The 19,993-nt window shown below is 70.8% G+C and carries 15 protein-coding genes; 9 read left to right on the top strand and 6 right to left on the bottom strand.

All coding sequences use genetic code 11. The features are described 5' to 3' along the window. Positions 1-21: 21 nt before the first annotated feature. From GA0070216_RS24690 to GA0070216_RS24680, 3 genes are read right to left on the bottom strand one after another with little or no spacing between them, the layout of a single operon-like run. Positions 22-7,362, bottom strand: a complete 7,341-nt coding sequence (locus GA0070216_RS24690) for a non-ribosomal peptide synthetase (RefSeq protein WP_091250939.1) — start codon at positions 7,360-7,362, stop codon at positions 22-24. Beyond that, positions 7,359-8,081 (bottom strand): DUF6875 domain-containing protein, encoded by a 723-nt coding sequence (locus GA0070216_RS24685; RefSeq protein ID WP_091250937.1) that lies wholly within the window; start codon positions 8,079-8,081, stop codon positions 7,359-7,361. The genes GA0070216_RS24690 and GA0070216_RS24685 overlap by 4 nt, the downstream gene beginning before the upstream one ends. Further along, complete coding sequence (locus tag GA0070216_RS24680) at positions 8,078-9,082, bottom strand: TauD/TfdA dioxygenase family protein (RefSeq protein ID WP_245722691.1); 1,005 nt, start codon at positions 9,080-9,082, stop codon at positions 8,078-8,080. The genes GA0070216_RS24685 and GA0070216_RS24680 overlap by 4 nt, the downstream gene beginning before the upstream one ends. Before the next feature lie 411 nt (positions 9,083-9,493). On the opposite strand from GA0070216_RS24680, the gene GA0070216_RS24675 reads away from it, so the two are divergent. Next, complete coding sequence (locus GA0070216_RS24675; protein ID WP_141723192.1) at positions 9,494-10,834, top strand: NsdA family TPR-like regulatory protein; 1,341 nt, start codon at positions 9,494-9,496, stop codon at positions 10,832-10,834. Between the two features lie 78 nt (positions 10,835-10,912). Next, the gene (locus GA0070216_RS24670) at positions 10,913-11,494 is read left to right on the top strand and encodes a class IV adenylate cyclase (protein ID WP_245722706.1); all 582 of its coding nucleotides are present in this window, start codon (positions 10,913-10,915) and stop codon (positions 11,492-11,494) included. Here the strand turns inward: GA0070216_RS24670 and GA0070216_RS24665 are convergent. From GA0070216_RS24665 to GA0070216_RS35735, 3 genes are read right to left on the bottom strand one after another with little or no spacing between them, the layout of a single operon-like run. Continuing rightward, positions 11,491-12,294, bottom strand: a complete 804-nt coding sequence (locus GA0070216_RS24665) for an exodeoxyribonuclease III (protein ID WP_091250931.1) — start codon at positions 12,292-12,294, stop codon at positions 11,491-11,493. The two genes, GA0070216_RS24670 and GA0070216_RS24665, sit on opposite strands and share 4 nt — an antisense overlap. Positions 12,295-12,306: 12 nt before the next feature. Beyond that, complete coding sequence (tmk, locus tag GA0070216_RS24660; protein WP_091250929.1) at positions 12,307-12,915, bottom strand: dTMP kinase; 609 nt, start codon at positions 12,913-12,915, stop codon at positions 12,307-12,309. Positions 12,916-12,921: 6 nt separating this feature from the next. Beyond that, a complete protein-coding gene (locus GA0070216_RS35735; protein WP_091250926.1) occupies positions 12,922-14,025 on the bottom strand; it encodes a radical SAM protein in 1,104 nt (367 codons plus the stop codon). Positions 14,026-14,359: 334 nt separating this feature from the next. On the opposite strand from GA0070216_RS35735, the gene GA0070216_RS24650 reads away from it, so the two are divergent. The 7 genes from GA0070216_RS24650 (at position 14,360) to GA0070216_RS24620 (ending at position 19,990) form a co-directional block, all read left to right on the top strand. Then, complete coding sequence (locus tag GA0070216_RS24650; RefSeq protein WP_245722690.1) at positions 14,360-15,739, top strand: ATP-binding protein; 1,380 nt, start codon at positions 14,360-14,362, stop codon at positions 15,737-15,739. 28 nt (positions 15,740-15,767) lie between these two features. Then, positions 15,768-16,184 carry a roadblock/LC7 domain-containing protein gene (locus GA0070216_RS24645; RefSeq protein WP_091250922.1) on the top strand — a complete coding sequence of 139 codons (417 nt, stop codon included), beginning with the start codon at positions 15,768-15,770 and terminating at the stop codon, positions 16,182-16,184. Then, the gene (locus tag GA0070216_RS24640) at positions 16,181-16,558 is read left to right on the top strand and encodes a DUF742 domain-containing protein (RefSeq protein WP_091250920.1); all 378 of its coding nucleotides are present in this window, start codon (positions 16,181-16,183) and stop codon (positions 16,556-16,558) included. The genes GA0070216_RS24645 and GA0070216_RS24640 overlap by 4 nt, the downstream gene beginning before the upstream one ends. Next, positions 16,533-17,150, top strand: coding sequence for a GTP-binding protein (locus tag GA0070216_RS24635; RefSeq protein WP_091250917.1), 618 nt, complete (start codon positions 16,533-16,535; stop codon positions 17,148-17,150). Before GA0070216_RS24640 ends, GA0070216_RS24635 begins: the two co-directional genes overlap by 26 nt. Then, positions 17,147-17,707, top strand: coding sequence for a GAF domain-containing protein (locus GA0070216_RS24630; RefSeq protein WP_091250915.1), 561 nt, complete (start codon positions 17,147-17,149; stop codon positions 17,705-17,707). Before GA0070216_RS24635 ends, GA0070216_RS24630 begins: the two co-directional genes overlap by 4 nt. A 184-nt stretch (positions 17,708-17,891) precedes the next feature. Then, positions 17,892-19,154, top strand: coding sequence for an acyl-CoA dehydrogenase family protein (locus tag GA0070216_RS24625; protein ID WP_091250912.1), 1,263 nt, complete (start codon positions 17,892-17,894; stop codon positions 19,152-19,154). Beyond that, the gene (locus GA0070216_RS24620) at positions 19,148-19,990 is read left to right on the top strand and encodes an HAD family hydrolase (RefSeq protein WP_091250909.1); all 843 of its coding nucleotides are present in this window, start codon (positions 19,148-19,150) and stop codon (positions 19,988-19,990) included. The genes GA0070216_RS24625 and GA0070216_RS24620 overlap by 7 nt, the downstream gene beginning before the upstream one ends. The last annotated feature ends 3 nt before the right edge of the window (positions 19,991-19,993 follow it).

The following is a 19,993-nucleotide window of genomic DNA, read 5'->3' as shown; positions in this document are numbered from 1 at the left end:
GTGGGCGATCGGAAGACGCTATCAGGCAAGTGCGTTGTAACCGAAAACGCCCGTTCTGTCGTGGTGGCGTTGCGCCGCCCCGGGGTGTGTCGGCCGCGCTGAATGCCGCTCGTGAAGGAGTGTGGTGATCTGGTCGAGCCCTGGCCCGGTGAGCATGCTTTCGTGGTCGCCCGCGACCGTGGTCACGTGCGGGTCGCTGCTTCGGGTTCGCCACGTCCGTGTCGCGTTCTCGGTTCCGGGGGTGACGGTGTGCGGGAGGATCAGCTGCAGCGTCGGTGTCTGACCGGCCGGGTGCCAGGCGGACATCGCGGCATGGCAGACGAGCCGGATCCGCATCTGGTGCAGGAGGGACTCGTGCTGGCTGGGCCAGCTCGGCGGGACGATGGACTCCGGGGCGAGGACGGCGGCAAGGGCATGTGCCTGGTCCGGGATCGGCAGGGCGCTCGTGGCGCCCAGAGCGGCGGTGATCGCCTGTCGGGGCTGGTCGGGCCAGCCGTGCTGCATGAGTGCGTACTGGACGTGGGTGATGATCGCGTCGTCGGCGTCGAGAGGCTGTTCGGCGTGGGGCGGGTCGAGTAGGAACAGGTCGTCGATGCGGTGGCTGTCGCCGTCGCGTTGTGCCTGCTGGGTCATCTCGTAGGCCAGCACCGCGCCGAGACACCACCCGACCAGGGTGTAGGGGCCGTCGGGTTTGGCGGCGCGGAGGCGACCCAGGTAGGTCTGGGCTATCGCGGGCAAGGTGTCTGCGTCGGTGGATCCGTCGTGCGGAAGGCCGTAGCAGTCCCAGCCAGGTCCCAGGGCAGCGGCCAGATCGGTGTACCAGTCGATCTTCCCGCCGACGGGGTGGATGAGGAACAGGGTGCGCGCGTCTGCCTGAACGGGCATGGGGGTGAGGGCGATGAGCCGGGCGGCTGCTTCCATCTCGGCGGTGAAGCGGTCGGCCATGTTCTCGGCTGCTTGCGGGGTGACCAGGCCCGTATCGATCAGGAACTGGCAGGACATGATGCCGTCCGGATCGGCGGTGACCGTCAGGTCGATCGGTGTGGGCAGCACGTTGCTCGGGGCGATGCTGGCACCGGTCGGGCCGGGGACAGGGCGCAGGATCCGGTCTCGTCCGGTGGGTTGGTGGTGGCCGAGGTAGTTGACGGTGACCTGGGGGGCGGCGATGGCTTCCAGTTGGCGTCCGAGGGGGGAGTCGGGGTGCAGGTAGCGGGATTGGCCGAAACCGGCTCCGCCGTCGGGGATCGCCGCGAGTTGCCGCTGGAAGTCGGCGGCCACGTCGATGAGTCGTCCCGGGTGTGCGTCGGTGGCGGTGAGGAGGGCCGGGTAGAGGGTGGTCAGCCAGCCGACGACGCCTTCGTGGTCGGCGGATCGGTGATGGGAGCGTCCGTGGCCTTCGAGCCAGACGTACAGGTCGGGGCTGTCGGTGAAGGGCTGCAGGGCTCGTCGGAGCGCGGCCAGCAGGATGGCCTGGGCGCCGACGCCGCGTAGCCGGTGGGCGTCGTGGCGTAGGTACATGCCGGCGTGGGTCGACAGCCGTCGCCGCACGCGGATGCGGGCGCCGACCGGGGCCGGTGGCCCGCCGGAGCCGGTGCCGGTGAGGACCGGTTTCGCCGCTGTGGCCAGGTTCTGCCAGTAGGGGTCGGGTTCCGGGCCGACCTTGGGCGGGGTCGTGGGCGCGGTGGGCAGGCCCGGCGTGCTGCCCTCGGGTAGGGCCTGGCCGGCACGCAGCAGGCGGTAGGCCCTCTCGACGTCGTCGACGAGGATCTGCCAGGACACCGCGTCGATGATCAAATGGTGGGCGATGATGTACAGCCAGCGCTGCCGGCCGTCGTTGTCCCTCACGATAGTGACGGATGCCAGGCGCCCGGAGGCGATGCTGAGATCGTCGTGCAGACCCTCCAGGACGGGGGTCAGCCGTTCGGATGTCGGCTGGTTTCCGGCCGGGGGCAGGGTGTGTTCGCGGATGGGGTCGCCGGGCGTGGCGTCGTCCAGGGCGGCTGTCCACGCGTGGTCGTGGCGGGTGAAGCGGGTGCGGAAGGCGTCATGGCGGTGCAGCGCCCACCTGGCGGCGGCGCGCAGGCTCGGCAGATCGCAGGTGTCGGCGAGGGTGAACAGCCGCGCCTGGTGGAAGTGATCCGGATCGGCGAAGTTCTGGGCGAAGAACCATGCCTGGATGGCGGTCAGCGCGAGCGGTGTGCCGCCGGGACGCCGCGCGGGCGCCGCCAGTGCGACGGTGGCGTTGTCGTCGGGGGTGGTGAGTAGTCGGTCCAGGGCGCGGATGGTCGGGGCGGCCACGAGCTGCGCGACGGTCACGTCGATTTCGAGGTCACGGGCGCGGGCCGCTGCCTGGATCGCCTGCAGCGAGTCGCCTCCGCAGGCGAAGAAGTCGTCGTCGATGCCGAGGTCGGGTCGCTGGAGTTGCTCGCGCCACGTCCGCAGCAGCCGCTGCTGGCGCTGCGTGGTCGGCACGGCGACCGGCGCCGCCGCGGCGACCGGGGTGCTCAGTGTGCTGAGGCGTTCGGGCTGGAGTTTCCCGGTCGCGGTGCGCGGGAGTTCGTCGACGACGACGTAGCCGGCGGGGGCGATGTATGCGGGGAGGCGCTGCGCGGTCCAGGCCCGTAGCAGATCCGGCAGGCATGCCTGGGGGTGAGCGGTGGCGACGATCGCGATCAGCTGCCCCGCGTCGCTGCGGCCTTGCACGGTGACGGCGGCGTCGGTGACGGCGGGGTGCTGGAGCAGGCAGGCGGTGATCTCGCCGAGTTCGATGCGGTAGCCGCGGATCTTCACCTGGTCGTCGAGGCGTCCGAGGATCTCGTACCGGCCGGCGCGCAGGCGTGCCCGGTCACCGGTGCGGTAGAGACGCTGTCCGGCCAGCGGACCCCGTCGGGGCGTCACGAACCGCTGCTGGGTCAGGTCGGGTTGGCGGTGATAGCCGGCGGCGACACCGGCGCCACCGATGAACAGCTCACCTGCGGCACCCGCGGGCAGGAGGTCGCCGTCCGGGCCCAGGACGAACATGCTGTTGTTGGTCAGCGGGAGACCGACGGTCACCCGTGATTCCGCGTCGGGCTCCGGTGGGTGCAGGCGCGCGACGGAGCACCAGACGGTGGCTTCGGTGGGGCCGTACTCGTTGTCGAGGGCCACGTGCGGCAGCCGGCGGGCGTGGTCGCGGACGTCGTCGGGTGCGCACGCCTCACCGCCGATGGCCACGACCTGCAGTGTTGGCTGCCATTCGGTGGGCATCGTGCCGAGCAGGGCACGGTAGAACGACGCGGTGAAGTTGACGTGGGTGACCTGGTGCCGGTCGACCAGGGCGCGGATCTGGTCGGGGTCCTGGGCCTGCTCTGCGGTGTCGGGCAGGACGATGGTGCCGCCGGTCTGCAGCGTCCACAGCATCATGTGCGGCGCGACGTCGAAGATCGCGGGCAGGGTGACCAGGGTCCGGGCGGGCCTCGCGGGTGCGGGCGTGACCGCGTGGTGGCGGGTCCGGGCGTGCAGGGCGGCGCAGGCGTTGCGGTGGGTGGTCACGACTGCTTTTGGGGTGCCGGTGGACCCCGAGGTGTACACGAGGTAGGCGCGGTCGTCCGGACGGACGCCAGGTGCGGCCGGCGGCGGGCCGGCGGGTTCGGGGCCGGGTGCGGGGTCGTCGGCGTAGAGCAGGGCTGTTCCGGCGGGCGGCCATCCGGTGTCGTGGCCGTTCGTGGTCTGGTGGGTGGTGACGATGGCGCGTACGTCGGCGTCGGCGAGCATCAGGCTGGTCCGTGCCGGGGGCTGGCCGGGGTCCAGGCAGACGTACGCGGCGCCGAGACGCAGGGTGGCCAGGATTGTGGTGATCAGTTCGACGCCTGGCGGGCAGGCCACCGCCACGATGTGCCCGGGGCGTACGCCGAGGGCGGTGAGGCGGTGCTGAAGTGCCCCTGCGCGTAGGTCGAGGTCCCGATATGTCCACCGGGTACCGGCGTGTTCGAGCGCGACGGCGTGCGGGTGGGCGGCCGCGGCTGAGTCGAAGCCCGCGTGCAGGGTGCCGAACGGCATGGCGTCGTGCGGGCCGGTGCCCGCGGCCAGGATCCGGGTGGTCTCGGAGGTTCCCAGGAGGTCCAGGTCACGGACCGGCCGGTCGGGTGCCTGCGGCAGGACGTGCAGGATCCGCTCGTAGCCAGCCAGGAGTTCCCTCGCGGTGTCGGGATCGAACAGGTCGCTGTCGAACTCCCACAGGATGCTCATCCCCGGCCGGTGCTCCACCTCGCCGGGGGTCGGTGGGTCGGGCACGCACACGACGTTGAGGTCAGCCTTCGAGGTCCCGTTGTGCTCGATGACCAGCTGCCCGCTGAGCGTCCCGACCTGGAAATCCGGTCGGGGGGTGTCGTGGAAGGCGAACATTAGGTTGAACAGCGGGTTGCCCGGGTCGCGAGGCACATTCAGATGCGCCAGCAGGTCCAGCAGCGGCAACTCCTGGTGGTCCTGCGCCCCCAGCAGGGTGGTCATGGTGGCCTGGAGCAGTGCTGCGGTGCTGGCGTCGGGGTCGACGTCCACGCGCAGCGGCAGCGCATTGACGAACATGCCCAGCAGGGCTTCGGTGCCGGCCTGACGCCGGTTGACCAGAGCCGACCCGATCACCACGTCGCGTGCGTGGGTGTGCTGCCACACCTGCAGGGCGAACGCGGCCAGGAACACCGCGAACCTGCTCACCCCCTGCGCGACGGCCAACTCGTCAAGGTGCCGCACGGTCTCGGATGGGATGTGGGCGACCAGACGGCCACCGCGGTAGGTCCGTCCGGCCGGACGGGGCCGATCAGGGCCGAACGCCACCCCTTCCGGCGGGCACCCGTCCAGCCGTGCCCGCCAGTAGGCGACCTGGTCGGCGTAGTCGCCGGTGCTGCGCCATTGCTGGTACCAGGTGGCGTAGTCGCGGTACTGCACGGGCAGCGCGTCGAGGCGCGGAACCTCGCCGTCGAGGATCGCCCGGTAGGCGTCGCGCATCTCGGCCAGGAACAGCTGCGCGGACCAGCCGTCGTGCGCGAAGTGATGCTCGACCTGGAGCAGCCGCCATGATCGCGGCCCCAGCCGGAACAGGTGCCAGCGCACCAGCGGCAGCACCGCCACGTCGAACCCGGCCGCCACCGCCGCCCGCATCCGGCAGTCCAGCTCCGCCGCCTGGGCGTCGGCGTCGAGGTCGCTGAGGTCGACCAGGTCCACCCGGGCGGCCCACGGTTCGCGCACGACCTGAACCGGCCCGTCCGGGCCGTCGTGGAAGGTGGTGCGCAGGATCTCGTGCCGGGCGACCACGTGGGACAGCGCCGCCTGCAGGGCGTCGAGGTCCACCGGGCCGGACATCCGCAGGGAGAACTGGGTGCTGTACGCCAGCGAGTCGGGGGCCATCTGTGTCAGGACCCAGATCTGGCGCTGTTGACCACTCAGCGGCCACACGCTCCCGTAGACGGTCTCGGGCTCCCCTGCAGCCGGACGGAGAACCGGCCGGCCCGACGGGGTCCCCGCCCGGACCAGTTCGGCGATTTGGTGGATGGCGGACGCGCCGAACAGCGCGCTGATCGGTACGTCGACCCCGTGGTCGTGGGCGATGACGGCGGCGAGGCGGATCAGGACCAGCGAACTCGCCCCCAGGGACGTCAACGGCTGGTCCACCGGCACCGTGGCCACGCCCAAGACGCCCGCCGCCGCCCTGACCAACGCCTGGTGCAGCGGATCTGTCGGGGCATCGGCGGTGGCAGCGGCGGCGGCGACTGTGGGGTTGGGCAGTTTCGCCTCGTCGATCTTCCCGGACGGGGTGCGGGGCAGCTCCGGCAGCACCACGTACGCGGACGGCACCAGATAGGCCGGAACCCGATTCCGCAGGTATTGGTCGCAGTCGCCCGCCATCTGCCCTTCCCCGCCACGGGCCGGCACGGGACTTGAGGCTGTGGGCGCCGAACTGTCCGCGTCCGGGTGGGGCACCAGGTAGGCGACGAGGGTGCTCGACCCGGTGCCGCCGACGCCCGGCAGGCCGGCGACGTGGGCCTGCATGACGCCGGGGTGCCCCATCAGCACGGTTTCGATGTGGCCCGGCTCGACCCGGTGCCCGCCGACCTGGATCTGCCGGTCCGCCCGGCCCAGGAACACGAAGTCCCCGGCGGGATCACGCTCGGCGAGGTCACCGGTCAGATAGGCCCGCTCCCCGCTGGCGAGGGTGACGAACCGCTGCGCGGTCAGCCCGGGGTTGTTCAGGTAGCCGAGGGCGAGGTTCATGCCGGTGATCGCCAACTCACCGGCACCGGTGGCGAGGTTCCTGTCGCTGTCCAGCAGCAGGTAACCCGTGTTGCGTACCGGCCGGCCGATGCTCATCGGCGCCGATCGGGCGTGCGGCCCGTCGTAGAGCAGGGCATAGCTGGAGCAGACGGTGGCCTCGGTGGGGCCGTACTCGTTCACCAGGCATACCGCCGGCAGCACACGGGCGTGCCGTTCGATCAGCACGGGGCTCCAGCGTTCGCTGCCGATCCCGACCGCCACCAGACTGGCCGGCGGCCGGTCGGCGGCCCGGTCCAGGAACGCCCCGTACAACGACGCCGGGTAGATCAGGTGCGTGATGTCGTGCCGGTGGATCAGCGCCACGGTGGCGGCGACGTCGGCGAGCCCGCCCGGTTCGATGACCAGGGTGCCGCCGGACAGGATCGTCCAGAACAGCACGCCGGTGGTGAGGTCGAACGCCGGTGAGTGCAGCAGCGGCACCCGCCCCGCCGGCCCGTACCGGTCGACCCGGGCCGCCGTGGCGTTCAGCAACGCCTCACCCGACACCACCACACCCTTCGGTCTGCCGGTGGACCCGGAGGTGTAGACCACGTACGCCGGGTCCCGCGGCGCCACCTCCGCCGTGCTCACCTGCTTCTCAGGCGGGTGGCCGGTGATGCCGGCGGCATCACCGGTGGCGACGGCGGGGGCGGAGGAGGTCAGGTCGAGGGGGGTCACGACCGGGGCGCGGGTCAACCCCCGCAGGCGGTGAGCACGTTCGCCGCTCGTCACGACCATCGACGGCCTAGACTCGTCGAAGATCTGACCCAGATAGGTGTCGGGGGCGCCAGGATCCAGCGGCAGATACACCGCACCCGCGGCGGCCACGCCCATGACGGTGGCCACGAAGTCGGGACAACGATCGAGCACCACGGCCACGATCGGGCTCCGTCCCGCGGCCGGCGTCGCGGTGCGCACGGCCTCGGCGACACCGTGAGCGCGAGCGGCCAGATCGCGGTAGGTCCACGTGCCGGCCGGGGTGACGACCGCCGGCGTGAGCCCGCTGTCGCGGTAGGCCGCCTCCAACGCCCTCGCCAGGGTCGGCGCCGCGAGCGCAGGGGTGTGAGGGGCGATCACGACGGGCCTCCCGAGGTCAGGGCGGCGCGGACCTCGTCGATCCGCGAGTGCAGCCCCACCCGGGCCGCCTGGTTGAGGCGTGCGCCGACGTGCCTGTCGAACGCCTCCAGGTAGGCCAGCCGGTCGACGGGCGGGGTATCGGGCTGGTCGAGGAACATCAGGTCATGAGGAGTGATCGCGCGGACCGCGAACATCGGCGCCGGGCACCGCATCACCGGCAGGTCGCGGTTGTGGACGCCGCCGACGGTGCTCGTGGGGTGGAACTCCCCGAGCATCAGTCCGCGCTCAACGAACCACGGCCGTACCAGCCGGTGGCCGCCGTCGATGAAGGCAGCGGCGTTCTGCGCCGGCAGGTCGGGGAAGAAGCCCAGCAGCGCCGCCGACTGCCGCTGCTCCGGCGTGGCCAGGCCCTCGAACAGGTGCCCCAGCGCCTGGCTGGCCTCGACCGAGTGCTCAGGTGACGCGCCGGTGAGGGCGATCGCGACTAACCACACCGTGTCGGTGCGCAGAGCGGGCGCCAGACGTGGACACACCGCGCCGGGCCGGCCCAGGTCGGGATGAGAGCGGGTGACGAACCGCGCCAACCACTCCAGGCCCTGCCGGTACATCGGAAACCGGGGGAACAGGTGCGCGGCATCGGCGGCGCTGGTCAGGGAGCCAGGCTCGACGCGGGCGAAGCCGCTCGACGTGCGCTGGCTCGGCAACGGCGCGGCCCTCACCGGACGCGCCCTTCCACAGGCGCCTCGTCCATGGGAAGGTCCGCGCCCAGCGGTGTCCCGGAGAGGGCCCGTGACGTGTACCCATCGGGGCCGACGGGCAGGTCACCGATGATCGTCACCCGGTGCAGGACCCGTTCGACGCCGTCGAGGTGGTCGATGTCCGGGGCCGCCAGGTGCGCGGTGGACCGGTTGTCCCAGAACGCCACGGAGCCCGGCTCCCAACCGAACCGCACCGTGTACTCCGGCCGCGTCACCTGGTCGAACAGCAGTTCCAGCAGCGCGCTGCTCTCGGCCGGGGACAGCCCGACGATCCGCGCGGTGCGCGACGGGTTGACGAACAGCGCCTTCTCGCCGGTCTCCGGGTGCACCCGCACCACCGGGTGCACCGCGACCGGCGCGTCGGGGCCGATCATGTCGAGGATCGCGCGGTCGACCGGATCGGAGGGAACCATCCGATAACCGGCGAAGAAGCTGTGCTCGGCCGTGAGCCCGTCGCACAACGTCCGCAACGGGGCCGACAGCCCGTCGTAGGCCGCCACGAGGTTGGTCCACTGGGTGTCGCCGCCGAAGGGCGGAACCGTTTCGGCCCGCAGGATCGACGCCGCCGGCGGGTTCACCACGTGGGACATGTCGGTGTGCCAGCCGGTTGCGCCGGAGGCCCACCGGAGGCGGTAGTGGGCTTCGTAGTCGACCCCGTACTGGTCCCGGTCGATCTGCGGAGAAATCGTCAGGATCTGCGGATACACGTCGAGGGAGGCGTTGCTCTGCGACCGTGATCGCACGGTCAGCGTCCCGAACCTCTGACCCAACGCGATGTGCGCGGCGTGGTCCAGATTCTGGTCGCGGAAGAACAGCACTTTGTGGGCCAGCAGAGCGTCGCGCAGCGCCGCGATCAGCGGCTCGTCCAACGCGCCAGCGAGGTCGACCCCGTCGACGTACGCGCCGATGTGGCCGGCGGCCCGGCGCAGGGTGAGCATGTCGGCCGCATCCGATTTCGGCATCATCATTTCCCCTGTCCCATTGCTGTGCGACGTCCGGTTGACAATTCGATCGGCCGGGTTATAGCGGCGGTTATGGACAGCCGTGTGGCGCGTCCGCATCGCGCTCGCACCTTGTTCCCGGCTCCAGGTCGTCAGCCCGCAGTCGTCGCCACGGTTCTGAAGCCCGCTGGGTTACTGGCCTTGGCCGGTAGCAGCAGCGCCATCAGCTGGTGAGGTGCCGACCGTTCGCTGCGATATCAGCATCGGTCGTCGACTATCGCTGGGGCTAGACGGCGAGGCGGGGTGCCGGGTGCAACCGGCGTAGACACCGAAGAGGTGTACGACACCTGATCCATGCAGGACAGGCCGGACAAGACCTGAAAGCAGTGCTACCTTCGGGCACGCGAAAAGCCACAAGGACTTGGAAGCGACATGACAGCGACGCACGAATCGCCGCTGCGGGCACATATGACTGCCCTCGGATGGAGCCCCGAACAGCTCATCGCCAGAATCAACGAGGTACGCCGTCAGCGCGGGGCGGCGGCCCTGCACGCCAAGACCGCCTACAAGTGGGTGCAGGGTCGCCAGCCGTCGACTGCGACCATGACCGACATCATTGCCGTCCTTCACCTGCATCGAGGCTTGCGTCTCACGCCCGCCGACTTAGGCTGGGACAGACCGGCCCGGCGGTCGCACGCTCTCGACGACCCCTACGCCGTCACCGCCCGAGAGCTGTTGCTGGCCAGCCAGGGAGACGACATGAAGCGCCGCAAGTTTGTACTGCTCACCGGATCCGCAGTCACCGCGTGCGCCCTGGACCTCCTGCTGCCGGCAGGAGAGAGTCTCCAGCCAGCGCTCAACGGTGACCGCGTGTCTACGTCACTACTGGCCAATATCGAGACATCCGTGCGACGAAGCCGCGAACTCGACGACACCGAGGGCAGCAGACCGGCGCTGCTGTGGGCCGGCGGGCTGTGGAGCCTGCTCGGCCAGGTTGTCACCCGATGCTCCTACGGCGATGCCGAAGGACGACAGCTCCACCGCCTCTACATCGAGATGTCCGAGACATACGGCTGGATGCTCTTCGACGCCGGCGAACACGCACGCGCCCAGCGGGTCTACCTGACCGGACTCCGGGTGGCCCGCGAAGCGGGCCCTGACCCTGCGCTGCACCAGGCCACCGCGAACCTGCTCGCCTCCACCGCCTACCAGGAATCCTGGCTGGGCCACCACACCGAAGCGGCCACGCTGATCGCGACCGCCGCCACCCGCAACCCCGACGCGCTGCCGAGCCGAGTTCGCGCGGTGATCGCACAACGGGAGATCACCCTCGCCGGACGCCGAGGCGACGTCGACGGAGTCGAACGAGCCAGCGCCCACGCCCACGAACAACTCCAGGACGCCAGCCACGACGATCAGCCCTGGTGGACGGAATGGCTGACCCCGACGGCCGTCGACGGGGCGACCGGCCGAGCATGGCTGGCCCTGCGCAAACCCGACCACGCCACGTCCTACCTGACACAACGCGCGAATACCGCGACGAACGCATACCCGAGGGACCGCCTGCTCGCCCTCTGCGACCTGGCCAACGCCCGGCTCCGGGCAGGCGACCCAATCGCCGCCTGCGAGCCGCTCGACCACGCACTGGACGTAGCCACAACAGTCGACTCGCCCCGGGTATCCACATACCTGCAGAACGTGGTCCGGCAGCTCCGCGACGCGCGATGCACCCACCCACAGGCACGTGACGTGCTGATGAAAGCGGCAAGCTGACCACCTGGTGCACGGTCGCGGGCGCGCCGAGACGCCGACCCGGGCGATCGAGCCGTAGGGTGCGACGGCGTGACGGGCATGAACACGCTCCAGACGACAGGTATGACCGGGCCGTCCGCGTACGAGGTGGAGGTCAAGTACCGCATCGGTGATCTCGCCGCGTTGGAGGCGGCCCTCACCGTGCGTGGCGTCGTCCTGTCGGCGCCGGTCGACCAGGATGATCAGGCGTACGCGCCGGTCGGCTGGGAGTACGGCCAGCCGAAGACCGGGGTGCCGTTCGCCCGGCTGCGTACCGAGCGGGGGCGGCATCTGCTGACGGTGAAGACGCCGGTGGCCAACGAGCTGTCGTGTGTCGAGCACGAGACTGAGGTGGCGGATCGGGTGCAGATGGACGCCGCGATCCGGCAGATGGGCTTCTACCCGACGGTCCGCATCCGCAAGGCCCGCCGCACGGCCACGCTCGGGCTGATGTCGCTGTGCGTCGACGAGGTGGACGACATCGGGGCGTTCGTGGAGATCGAGCGGATCGTCACCGACAGCAAGGCGGGTGAGCGGGTCCAGGCCGAGCTGGACCGGTTCGCCGCCACGCTGGATGTGCCCTTGGAACGCACCACCGACACGTACGACTCGCTGATCCGAGCGGCACGGGCGGGGGTTTAGAAGAGGGTCGCCGGCTCGATCGTCGGCGGCATGGGGCGTACGTCGAGCGCGTCTACCTGCAGGTCCAGGTCGAGGGTGACCGCCGCGTGGTCGGTGAGGCGCTGCTCGCGGGGCTCCTGCAGGTAGCTGCCGCTGCGCAGCCGGTCGCGCAGCGCCGTACCGACGTGTAGGTAGTCGAAGCGGTAGCCGTTGCCGGCCCGACCGAACCAGCTGTGCTGCTGTGCTCCAGGGGCGAGGTGGTCGTGTACGTCTGTGAGCCCGGCGGCGGTCAGCGCGTCGAACAGGTCGTACTCGAACGGCAGCCACACCCCCGGGTAGGTGGGCTGGTGATCGCGGGGGATGACGTTGTAGTCCCCGCCGAGCACGAGGTGTGCCCGCTCGCTGGCCGTCAGGTCGCCGATCACGGTGACGAGGGAGGCGACGAAGGCCCGTTTGCGTTCGACCTTGGCGGGAGCGCGGTCGCTGGAGGGCACGTAGACGCCGAGGACGGTGACCGGTGGGTCGGTGTGGACGGTGGCGGCGACGGCCCGGCCGGGGATGCTCAGCCCGGCGGTGATGTCCGAGCGGACGGTGATGGGAACTCGGCTGATCATGGCCGTGCCGCGGTCACCGGGCAGGGGTGGGTGGTGTACCTGGTAACCGGCGCGGCGGAATTGGTCGAGCAGGTGGGCGGTGCCGTCGCCGCCGCTGGTCTCGGTCAGCAGGAAGGTCTGCTCAGGGCGGCCGGAGAGCCAGCGCAGCAGTGCGTCGGCGCGCCGCCGGGAGGTGGCCTGGATGTTCAGGGTCAGGATCGATAACACGGCGTCGAGTCTTCACGCCGCGGGAGTGCGGGCGAGCAACGGGGCCAGCGTGTCGAGGATCGCGGAGACGACCTGTTCGGGGGTTCGGCCGCGGCAGTCGATCATCGCCTGGTGCCACGACTGGCGGTCGAGGAAGTCGAACGCCTGCTGGTAGAGCTGCAACTCGCGTTGCGGGGTGCCGGTGGCCTCCAGCCGGGTCAGCCGTCGGCGCGCGGCGAGCCGGCCGACGATGACCTGCGGGTCGTCGACCAGGTAGAGGGAGATGGCGGGTTGCAGGACGTACCGGTTGTAGCTCCAGATCTCGCGGAGGTCGACCGCGTCGACGCGCTGCAGCACCAGCGAGGACTGGACGTACCGGTCGGTGACGACGATGCCGCCGGCGTCGAGGGCGGGGATGATCTCGTCCTCGACGTGCATGGTGCGGTCGGCGGCGATCGCGAGCGCGAGGGCCCGTCCGTGGATGACGGCCTCGGCCTCGCGCAGCAGTTCCCCCAGGCGGGTGCGTGTGGGCTCGGTCGTCAGGTGCACGGGTTGACCGGCACGGTGGCGGAGCCGCTGGGCCAACAGTCCCGCGATGGTGGTCTTGCCGACGCCGTTGGGTCCCTCGATCACGATCAACATGGCAGGTCAGGCTCCGGTGGATGGGATCGGGATCAGCGGGAGCCGGATCGCCTCGGGCGGGCACTGCTCGGTGTCCGGGGCGCCGATGCGCTGGCCGGCGGCGATCACTGCGGCGGGGCAGCCCTTGCCGCAGGAGGCGTTGACCGCGCACGTCCCGCAGGTCGGGTTGGCTCCGACCTGGTAGCGGTCGTGGAAGCGGTACTGGTCGAGGGCGTCGGCGATCTCCCCGTCGAGGATGTTGCCGACCAGGAACTCGCGGTCGGCGTGTGGGGACTGGGGTGTGCGGGCGGCGAAGACCAGGTAGGGGCAGACGGCGGTGTCGCCGTTGGCGAAGACGTAGATCAGGGTGCCGGCGTCGCAGCCGGACAATGGCTGGGTGTCGTTGGGGAACCGGATCGGTACCAGCTCGACCCGGTCGGCCAGGGGTGCGGTGGCGGCGGCGATGGCCCGCATCGTCTGCTGCGGCGCGGCGAGCCGTCCGTGGGACTTCACGCCCCGGCCGAAGCTCGACAGGGGGTTCATCAGCACGTACGCCGCGCCCAGGTCGGCGGCGAACGCGCACAACTCGGTGAACTCCTGCGGGCGGGTGAGCACGTTGGGCGTCGAGAGGATCCCGTGCAGCAGGCCCGCGTCGGCGAACCGTCGTGTTGTCTCTCGGGTGACGGCGAAGGAGTCACGGTTGCCCCGGAACCGGCCGTGCGAGGCGGGGCGGAATCCGTCGAAGCTGACGTTGACCCGCACGTTGCCCAGCTCGGCGAGGCCGGTGATCTGCTCGTCGCTGGTCTGGGTGGCGTTCGTGCAGATCTTGACGGGCAGGTCCATCCGCGCCGCCGCGGCGCAGATCTCCAGTAGGTGCGGGTGCGCGAACGGCTCGCCGCCGGTCAACGTCAACCGGGTCACCCGGGCCCGCCGCAGCCGGGGCAGCACCACCTCCACCATGTCGTGGAGCGCGATGTCCGTGCCGGTTGCGGTGGAGGACACGAAGCAGTGGGCGCAGTGCAGGTTGCACCGCTCGGTGATCTGCACCAGCGCCTTGCGCTCACCGTCGTCGACCGATGTGCGGAAGTAGCAGGAACTGGCGTGGGTCTCGACGACCAGACGTTTACTCATGAACCCTCCCAGCGCCGACCCGCTCGCAGGAGGCGCCGAAACCGCCTCGCCTACCTCGCGGACTCCCTCGTCCAGTAGGCCGGCATCTACTTGTGTCGAACACCCTCGACGCCGATAACCGACACCGACCAGGTCGGGGCGACTGCCGGAATCCGCGCCAATTCCTCGCGTCGACAGTGTCCGACGCCCCATCGCCGACCAAGACTGAACTCCGGCGGCATTGATCACCACGACGCCACGGCCAATCAGGTCCGGCGCTGGACAGCTACTGCCAGAGTCCGCCGGGTCCCCACCGTCGGCGGAGCCGCTGACAACGTCAACTCAGGGAGGCAGGGTGCGACTCGACGCGTCGGACGGAGGTCCGTCTGGGGCTGGCCTGCCCGCTCGCCTGGTGTGGGTGTGTGTGGCACTGGCCGCTGGGGTGGCGGCGATCGTCCTGGGCGCGGCGACCTGGGCGCTTGCGCGGTCACCGGGGCCTGTTCCGACGGCGGTCGGACTGGCACTGGTGTGCGCGGCGGCGGCCAGCGTAGCGATCACTGCCGGCGCGGCCGTGTGCGTGCATCGACTCGCCCGAGCGCATGTCCGCACCACGGTGGGCGCCTCGCCTGCCGCTGGCCAGCCGGTGGTGGGGCAGCAGGTGGAGGTGTTCGTCGGCCTCGCCCGTCGGCTGCAGGGCTTGGTGCATCGGGAGATCCAGTTGCTGGATGTCCTGGAGGCGCAGGTCGAGGACCCCGACCTGCTCAAGGGTTTGTTCCAGGTCGACCACCTCGCGACCCGCATCCGCCGTTACGCGGAGAACCTCGCCGTGGTCGGCGGGGCGGTGCTGCGGCGGCAGTGGAGCCGGCCCCTGCCGTTGGTCGAGGTGCTCCGCTCGGCTATTGCCGAGGTGGAGCAGTACGCGCGGGTGCGGGTCGTGCCTCCGGTCGAGGGAACGGTACGCGGCCACGCGGGCGCCGACGTGGTGCACCTGCTCGCCGAACTGGTCGAGAACGCGACCGCGTTCGCGCCTCCCCACACTGAAGTGACGGTACGTGCCCGGCGGGTGGCACTCGGCGTGGCGGTTGAGGTGGACGACCGCGGTCTGGGGATGCCGCATCCGGAGCAGGACCGGGTGAACGCGCTGTTGGCGGACCCGGGCCGGGTGGACGTCGGTGACCTGCTGCGCGACGGCCGTATCGGGGCGTGGGTGGTCTCGGCGTTGGCCCGTCGGCACGGCATCACCGTCAAGCTGCAGAGCAACGTCTACGGCGGCCTGCAGGCGGTGGTGATCCTGCCGACGCCGCTGCTCGGGGACCTTGCCCCCGGGCAACCGCCGGCTGTGGAGGCCGGCCGGATGCCACCGCGCGGCGAGCCGACAGGGACGGCGACCTCGTCCGCGCCGGTGGCCGGTGCTTCGCCGTCGCCCGTCGGCGCTCGCCACCACCCGCCTGCGCCGCCGCCAGCGCTGACACGGGTCGCCTCGTCTGCGACGGCGCCCGCGCTCCGTGACGGTGCCGCGGTCGGACAGGTGCCCAGGGAAGCCGGCCCTGCGGGTCCGCTGCTGCCGCGCCGGACGCGGCAGGCGCATCTGGCGGCCCCGTTGGGGCGGAGCCGCCCGGGCTCGGTGAACCAGCGGGCTGGTGATCATGACCCGATGCTGATGGCCGACTTCCTGCGCGGGGCTAGTTCCGGCAGCGGCGAGCCGCCCGCCCCGCGTGCTGTCCCACGCCACTGACTGTTGATAGGAGAAGGAGTTGTCTGCGATGACCGGTACGTCTGGCCAGGAACTGGCGTGGCTGCTGTCCGGGTTGGTCGAGCGGGTGCCGCACACCCGCAGCGCGCTGCTGCTGTCCGCCGACGGTCTGCCTCGCGCCGTTCACGGACTGGCCGACGACGACGCGGACTACCTGGCGGCGATCGCCTCCGGGCTGTTCTCCCTGACCCGTAGCGCCGGACAGATGTTCAGCGGCGGTTCTGGTGTGCGGCAGGTGGTGGCCGAGCTCGACGAGACGCTGCTGTTCGTCACGGCGGCGGGCGAAGGCGGGGTGCTGGCGGTGCTGGCGGGCCGCCAGGCCGACGTCGGCGTGCTCGGCTACGAGATGTCGCAGATGGTCAAGAGCGTCCGACCGTATCTGGCGACACCGGCCCGGAGCGGCGCACCGTCTCCCGTCCTGTCATGACCTCCCGCAGCGCGCATCGAGAGACGTGGCTCGACGAGGCGGCCGGGCGCCTGGTGCGCCCCTACACGGTCAGCGCGGGACGGACCCGCCCCACCACGGCGATGGACCTGTTGTCGTGGGTGGTCGCCACGGGCGTGCGTCCCCGAGGGCGGTTGGAGCCGGACCACGACATGGCGCTGGGCCTGTGCGGCGTGGCGACCACGGTCGCCGAGGTGGCCGCCCGGATGAGGCTGCCGGCCGCAGTCACGAAGGTGGTGCTGTCGGACCTTGTCGCAGTCGGCGCGGTCCTGACCCGCCCACCCAGCCCGGCCGCCGACCCCACTGACCGATCGATCCTGGAGAAGCTCCTTGTCGGCCTCCAACAGCGACTCTGACTGGGCGCCGAGCGCGCTCAAGGTGTTGGTCGCCGGCGGGTTCGGGGTCGGGAAGACCACCTTCATCACGGCCACGAGCGAGATCCCGCCGCTTCGGACCGAGGAGCTGCTCACCACTGCCAGCGTCGGCACCGACGACCTTGCCGGGATAGCGGCGAAGACGACCACCACGGTGGCCCTGGACTTCGGTCGCATCACCATCGACCGCGACAGCGTGCTGTACCTGTTCGGCGCGCCCGGGCAGGACCGGTTCTGGTTCCTGTGGGACGAACTGAGCCACGGCGCCCTCGGCGCGGTGGTGCTGGTCGACACCCGCCGCCTGCCGGACTGCTTCGCCGCCGTGGACTTCTTCGAGTCCCGCGGCATGCGGTTCCTGGTCGCCGTCAACGAGTTCGACGGCGCCTACCGGCACGACCCGCGGGAGGTGCGCGAAGCCCTGAGCCTGCCGCCCGCGGCACCGATCGTGACGTGTGACGCCCGCGACCGGCGGTCCGCGACCACCGTCCTGGTGACACTCGTGCGGCACCTGCTCGCCGCTCCCTCTCCCACACACGCCAACTCCGCATCAACCGAGGTAGGTGATCGCGCATGACCAGCGACAACTTCGAACCCCCACCCCTGACTCCGCCCGACCCGGAGGCACCCCAGCGGCTCCACCGGCTGCGGGCGCTCGGCCTCGGCAGACCGGAGCGGGAGTTCGACGACTTCGCCCGCAACCTCGCCGACGTCACGGACATGCCGTGGGCGATGGTGAACTTCCTCGACGAGAACGGCCAGTTCTTCGCCGGCCTCTACACCGGCCGGACCACGCAGCCCGGCGTGTCGGCAGCGGCCACGCCCCTCGAACCCGGTCGCCGGATGTCACGAGACCAGGGATTCTGCCCGCACGTCGTGCACCGGCGCCGTGCACTGGTCCTCGACGACGTCTGTTCCTACCCGCGGTTCGCCGGCAACCCGGTCGTCGACCAACTCGGCATCCGCACCTACATGGGCGCCCCGCTCATCGACCACACCGGCACCACCCTCGGAACGATCTGCGTGGTCGGCACCGAATCCCGCACCTGGGGACAGCAAGGACTCACCACCATCAAGACCTGGGCGGCCGAGCTGTCCGCACGGATCAGCCAGCGAGAACACCACCCTCGGTAACCAGGCCCACAGCCCGACACCCCCTGATCGCGCCCCCGCGCACAAGACATCCTTCGTCGCCTCGCTGCCCAGGCCGGCAGCTCACATTCCAGGAACTGCTGGTGACCCCGCCACGGCCCTGCCCGTGGCGTTACCCACCGCCCCACCGACGGACACCGTTGGCGACCCACGAGGAGAGCGGCAGATGGTCAACGGCTACCACCTCACCCCCCGCCACACCCGCCTGCGGGACACGGTCCGAGCGTTCGCCGAGGCCGAGGTCCGGCCCCGCATTACGGAGCTGGAGGCGGACCGCAGCGTGGCGCGGGACCTGTCCCGGCAGATCGCCCGCCAAGGATGGCTCGGCGCCACGATCGATCCCACCTACGGAGGCCTCGGACTCGGTCACCTCGCCAAGACGATCATCATCGAGGAGCTGTCCCGGGTCTCGGCCGCCATGGGGGCCATGCTCCAGGCGTCCCACCTCGGCACCGCGAAGATCATCCACTTCGGCAGCGAGGCGCAGAAACAGACCTGGCTGCCCGCCATCGCCGCCGGCGCCTGCCTGCCCACCATCGCCGTCACCGAACCCGGATCCGGCAGCCACGTCCTCGGCATCACCACCACCGCCGTACCCGACGGCGACGACTACCTCATCACCGGCACGAAGACCTTCGTCGGTAACAGCCACATCGGCGACCTGCACGGCGTCGTGGCCCGCACCGGCCCCGGCACCCGCGGACTGTCCGCCTTCCTCGTCGAAGCCGACCGGCCCGGCGTGCGCCTCACCCCGCACCAGCCGAGCATGGGCCTGCACGGTTTCAGCTTCGGCGAGATCGTCTTCGACAACTGCCGGATCCCGGCGACGAACCGGCTCGGTGCCGAAGGCGACGGCCTCGACGTGGCCTACTCCTCCAGCGTCCTGTACGGCAGACCCAACCTCGCCGCCGTCGCCCTCGGCATCCACCAGGCCGTCCTCGACACCACCGTCGCGTACGCGACCCGCCAGCGCCGCTACGGCAAACCCCTGGCCGACCTACCCACGGTGAAACAACGCATCGGCGCCATCCAGTCCCGGCTGATGACCGCCCGCCTGGCTGCCTACCACGCCGTACACCTGCTCGACAGCGGGCGACCCTGCGACGCGGAACTCGTCAACGCCAAACTGATCAACGCCGAACACGCGATCGACTCCGCCCGCACCGCGATGGAGATCCACGCCGCACACGGCCTTCACCCCGCCCAGTCGCCCATCGAGCGCTACTTCCGCGACGCCCTGCACATCTTCGCCCCCGCCGGCACCTCGGACATCCAACTCCTCCGACTGGCCGAACACGCCCTCGGCACCACCAGACAACCCTGGTCAACCCGGTTCCACTCCTCCGTTCCCCCACGGAGGCGAAAGCGTGGCGAGGCGAAGCCCACGCCGCTGGCAGGGACGAGCACAACGGGGTCCATCGCATGCTGACCACCTCCTGCACCCTCGTCAGCGACCAGCCCACCGACACGCTGCCGGTCCTGGCGACATACCTGCACACGCGACTCGGCACGACGCCGCCACGACCACTCGCGGCCATCAGCCTCGACGTGGACGACACACTCATCGACACCAGCACCAGCCTGGCTCACGGCGTGCGGGCGGGAGCCCAGCTCGCGGCCACCCTCGCCTACCGCGTCGACCCAGGCGCACTGATCGACGCCTACCACGCGGCATTCGCCGCCCACTGGCGGCATCCCGCCGCAGCGGGCGCCGGCGGCCTGCAAGACCTTCGTCGACTCGTCTGGCGGACGGCTCTCCGGAGCATCGGTATCACGCTGGACACCAGCGACCTGGACCGGGTGGTGCGCACCTGCGTCGCCGCCCAGCTCGCCATGATCGCCCCGGACCCGGAACTACGTGGCCTCCTGCGGGAGCTGACCGACCTGGCGCCGGTAGCGGTCTGCAGTAACGGGCACCGTGCCGCAGTCCAGCGGAAGCTGGACAAGGCGGCTCTCACCGAGTTCGTCACGGCCATCATCAGCGGTCCGGACAGCGGACTCGCGAAGCCCGACCCCGGACTCTTCCACGCGTGCAGCCGAGCGCTGAACGTCGACCCGAGCCGGTTTCTCCACATCGGCGACAGCTGGCACGCCGACGTCCAAGGCGCCCTCGCCGCCGGCATGGCCCCGATCTGGATCACCCGCCACCCGGCCGCCACCCGGCCGCGATCACCAACCGTGCCCTCGTATCCCACCGTCACCCACGCCATCCGCGACCTCCTGCAGCTTCTCTCTCCGGCACCGCCGGAACGCAGCCACGGCTAGCTG

Origin of the sequence: Micromonospora matsumotoense, assembly GCF_900091525.1 — a bacterium.
Lineage (GTDB): Bacteria > Actinomycetota > Actinomycetes > Mycobacteriales > Micromonosporaceae > Micromonospora > Micromonospora matsumotoensis.
The sequence above is the reverse complement of the archived record's forward strand: the minus strand, read 5'-3'. Positions and strand labels throughout refer to the sequence as shown.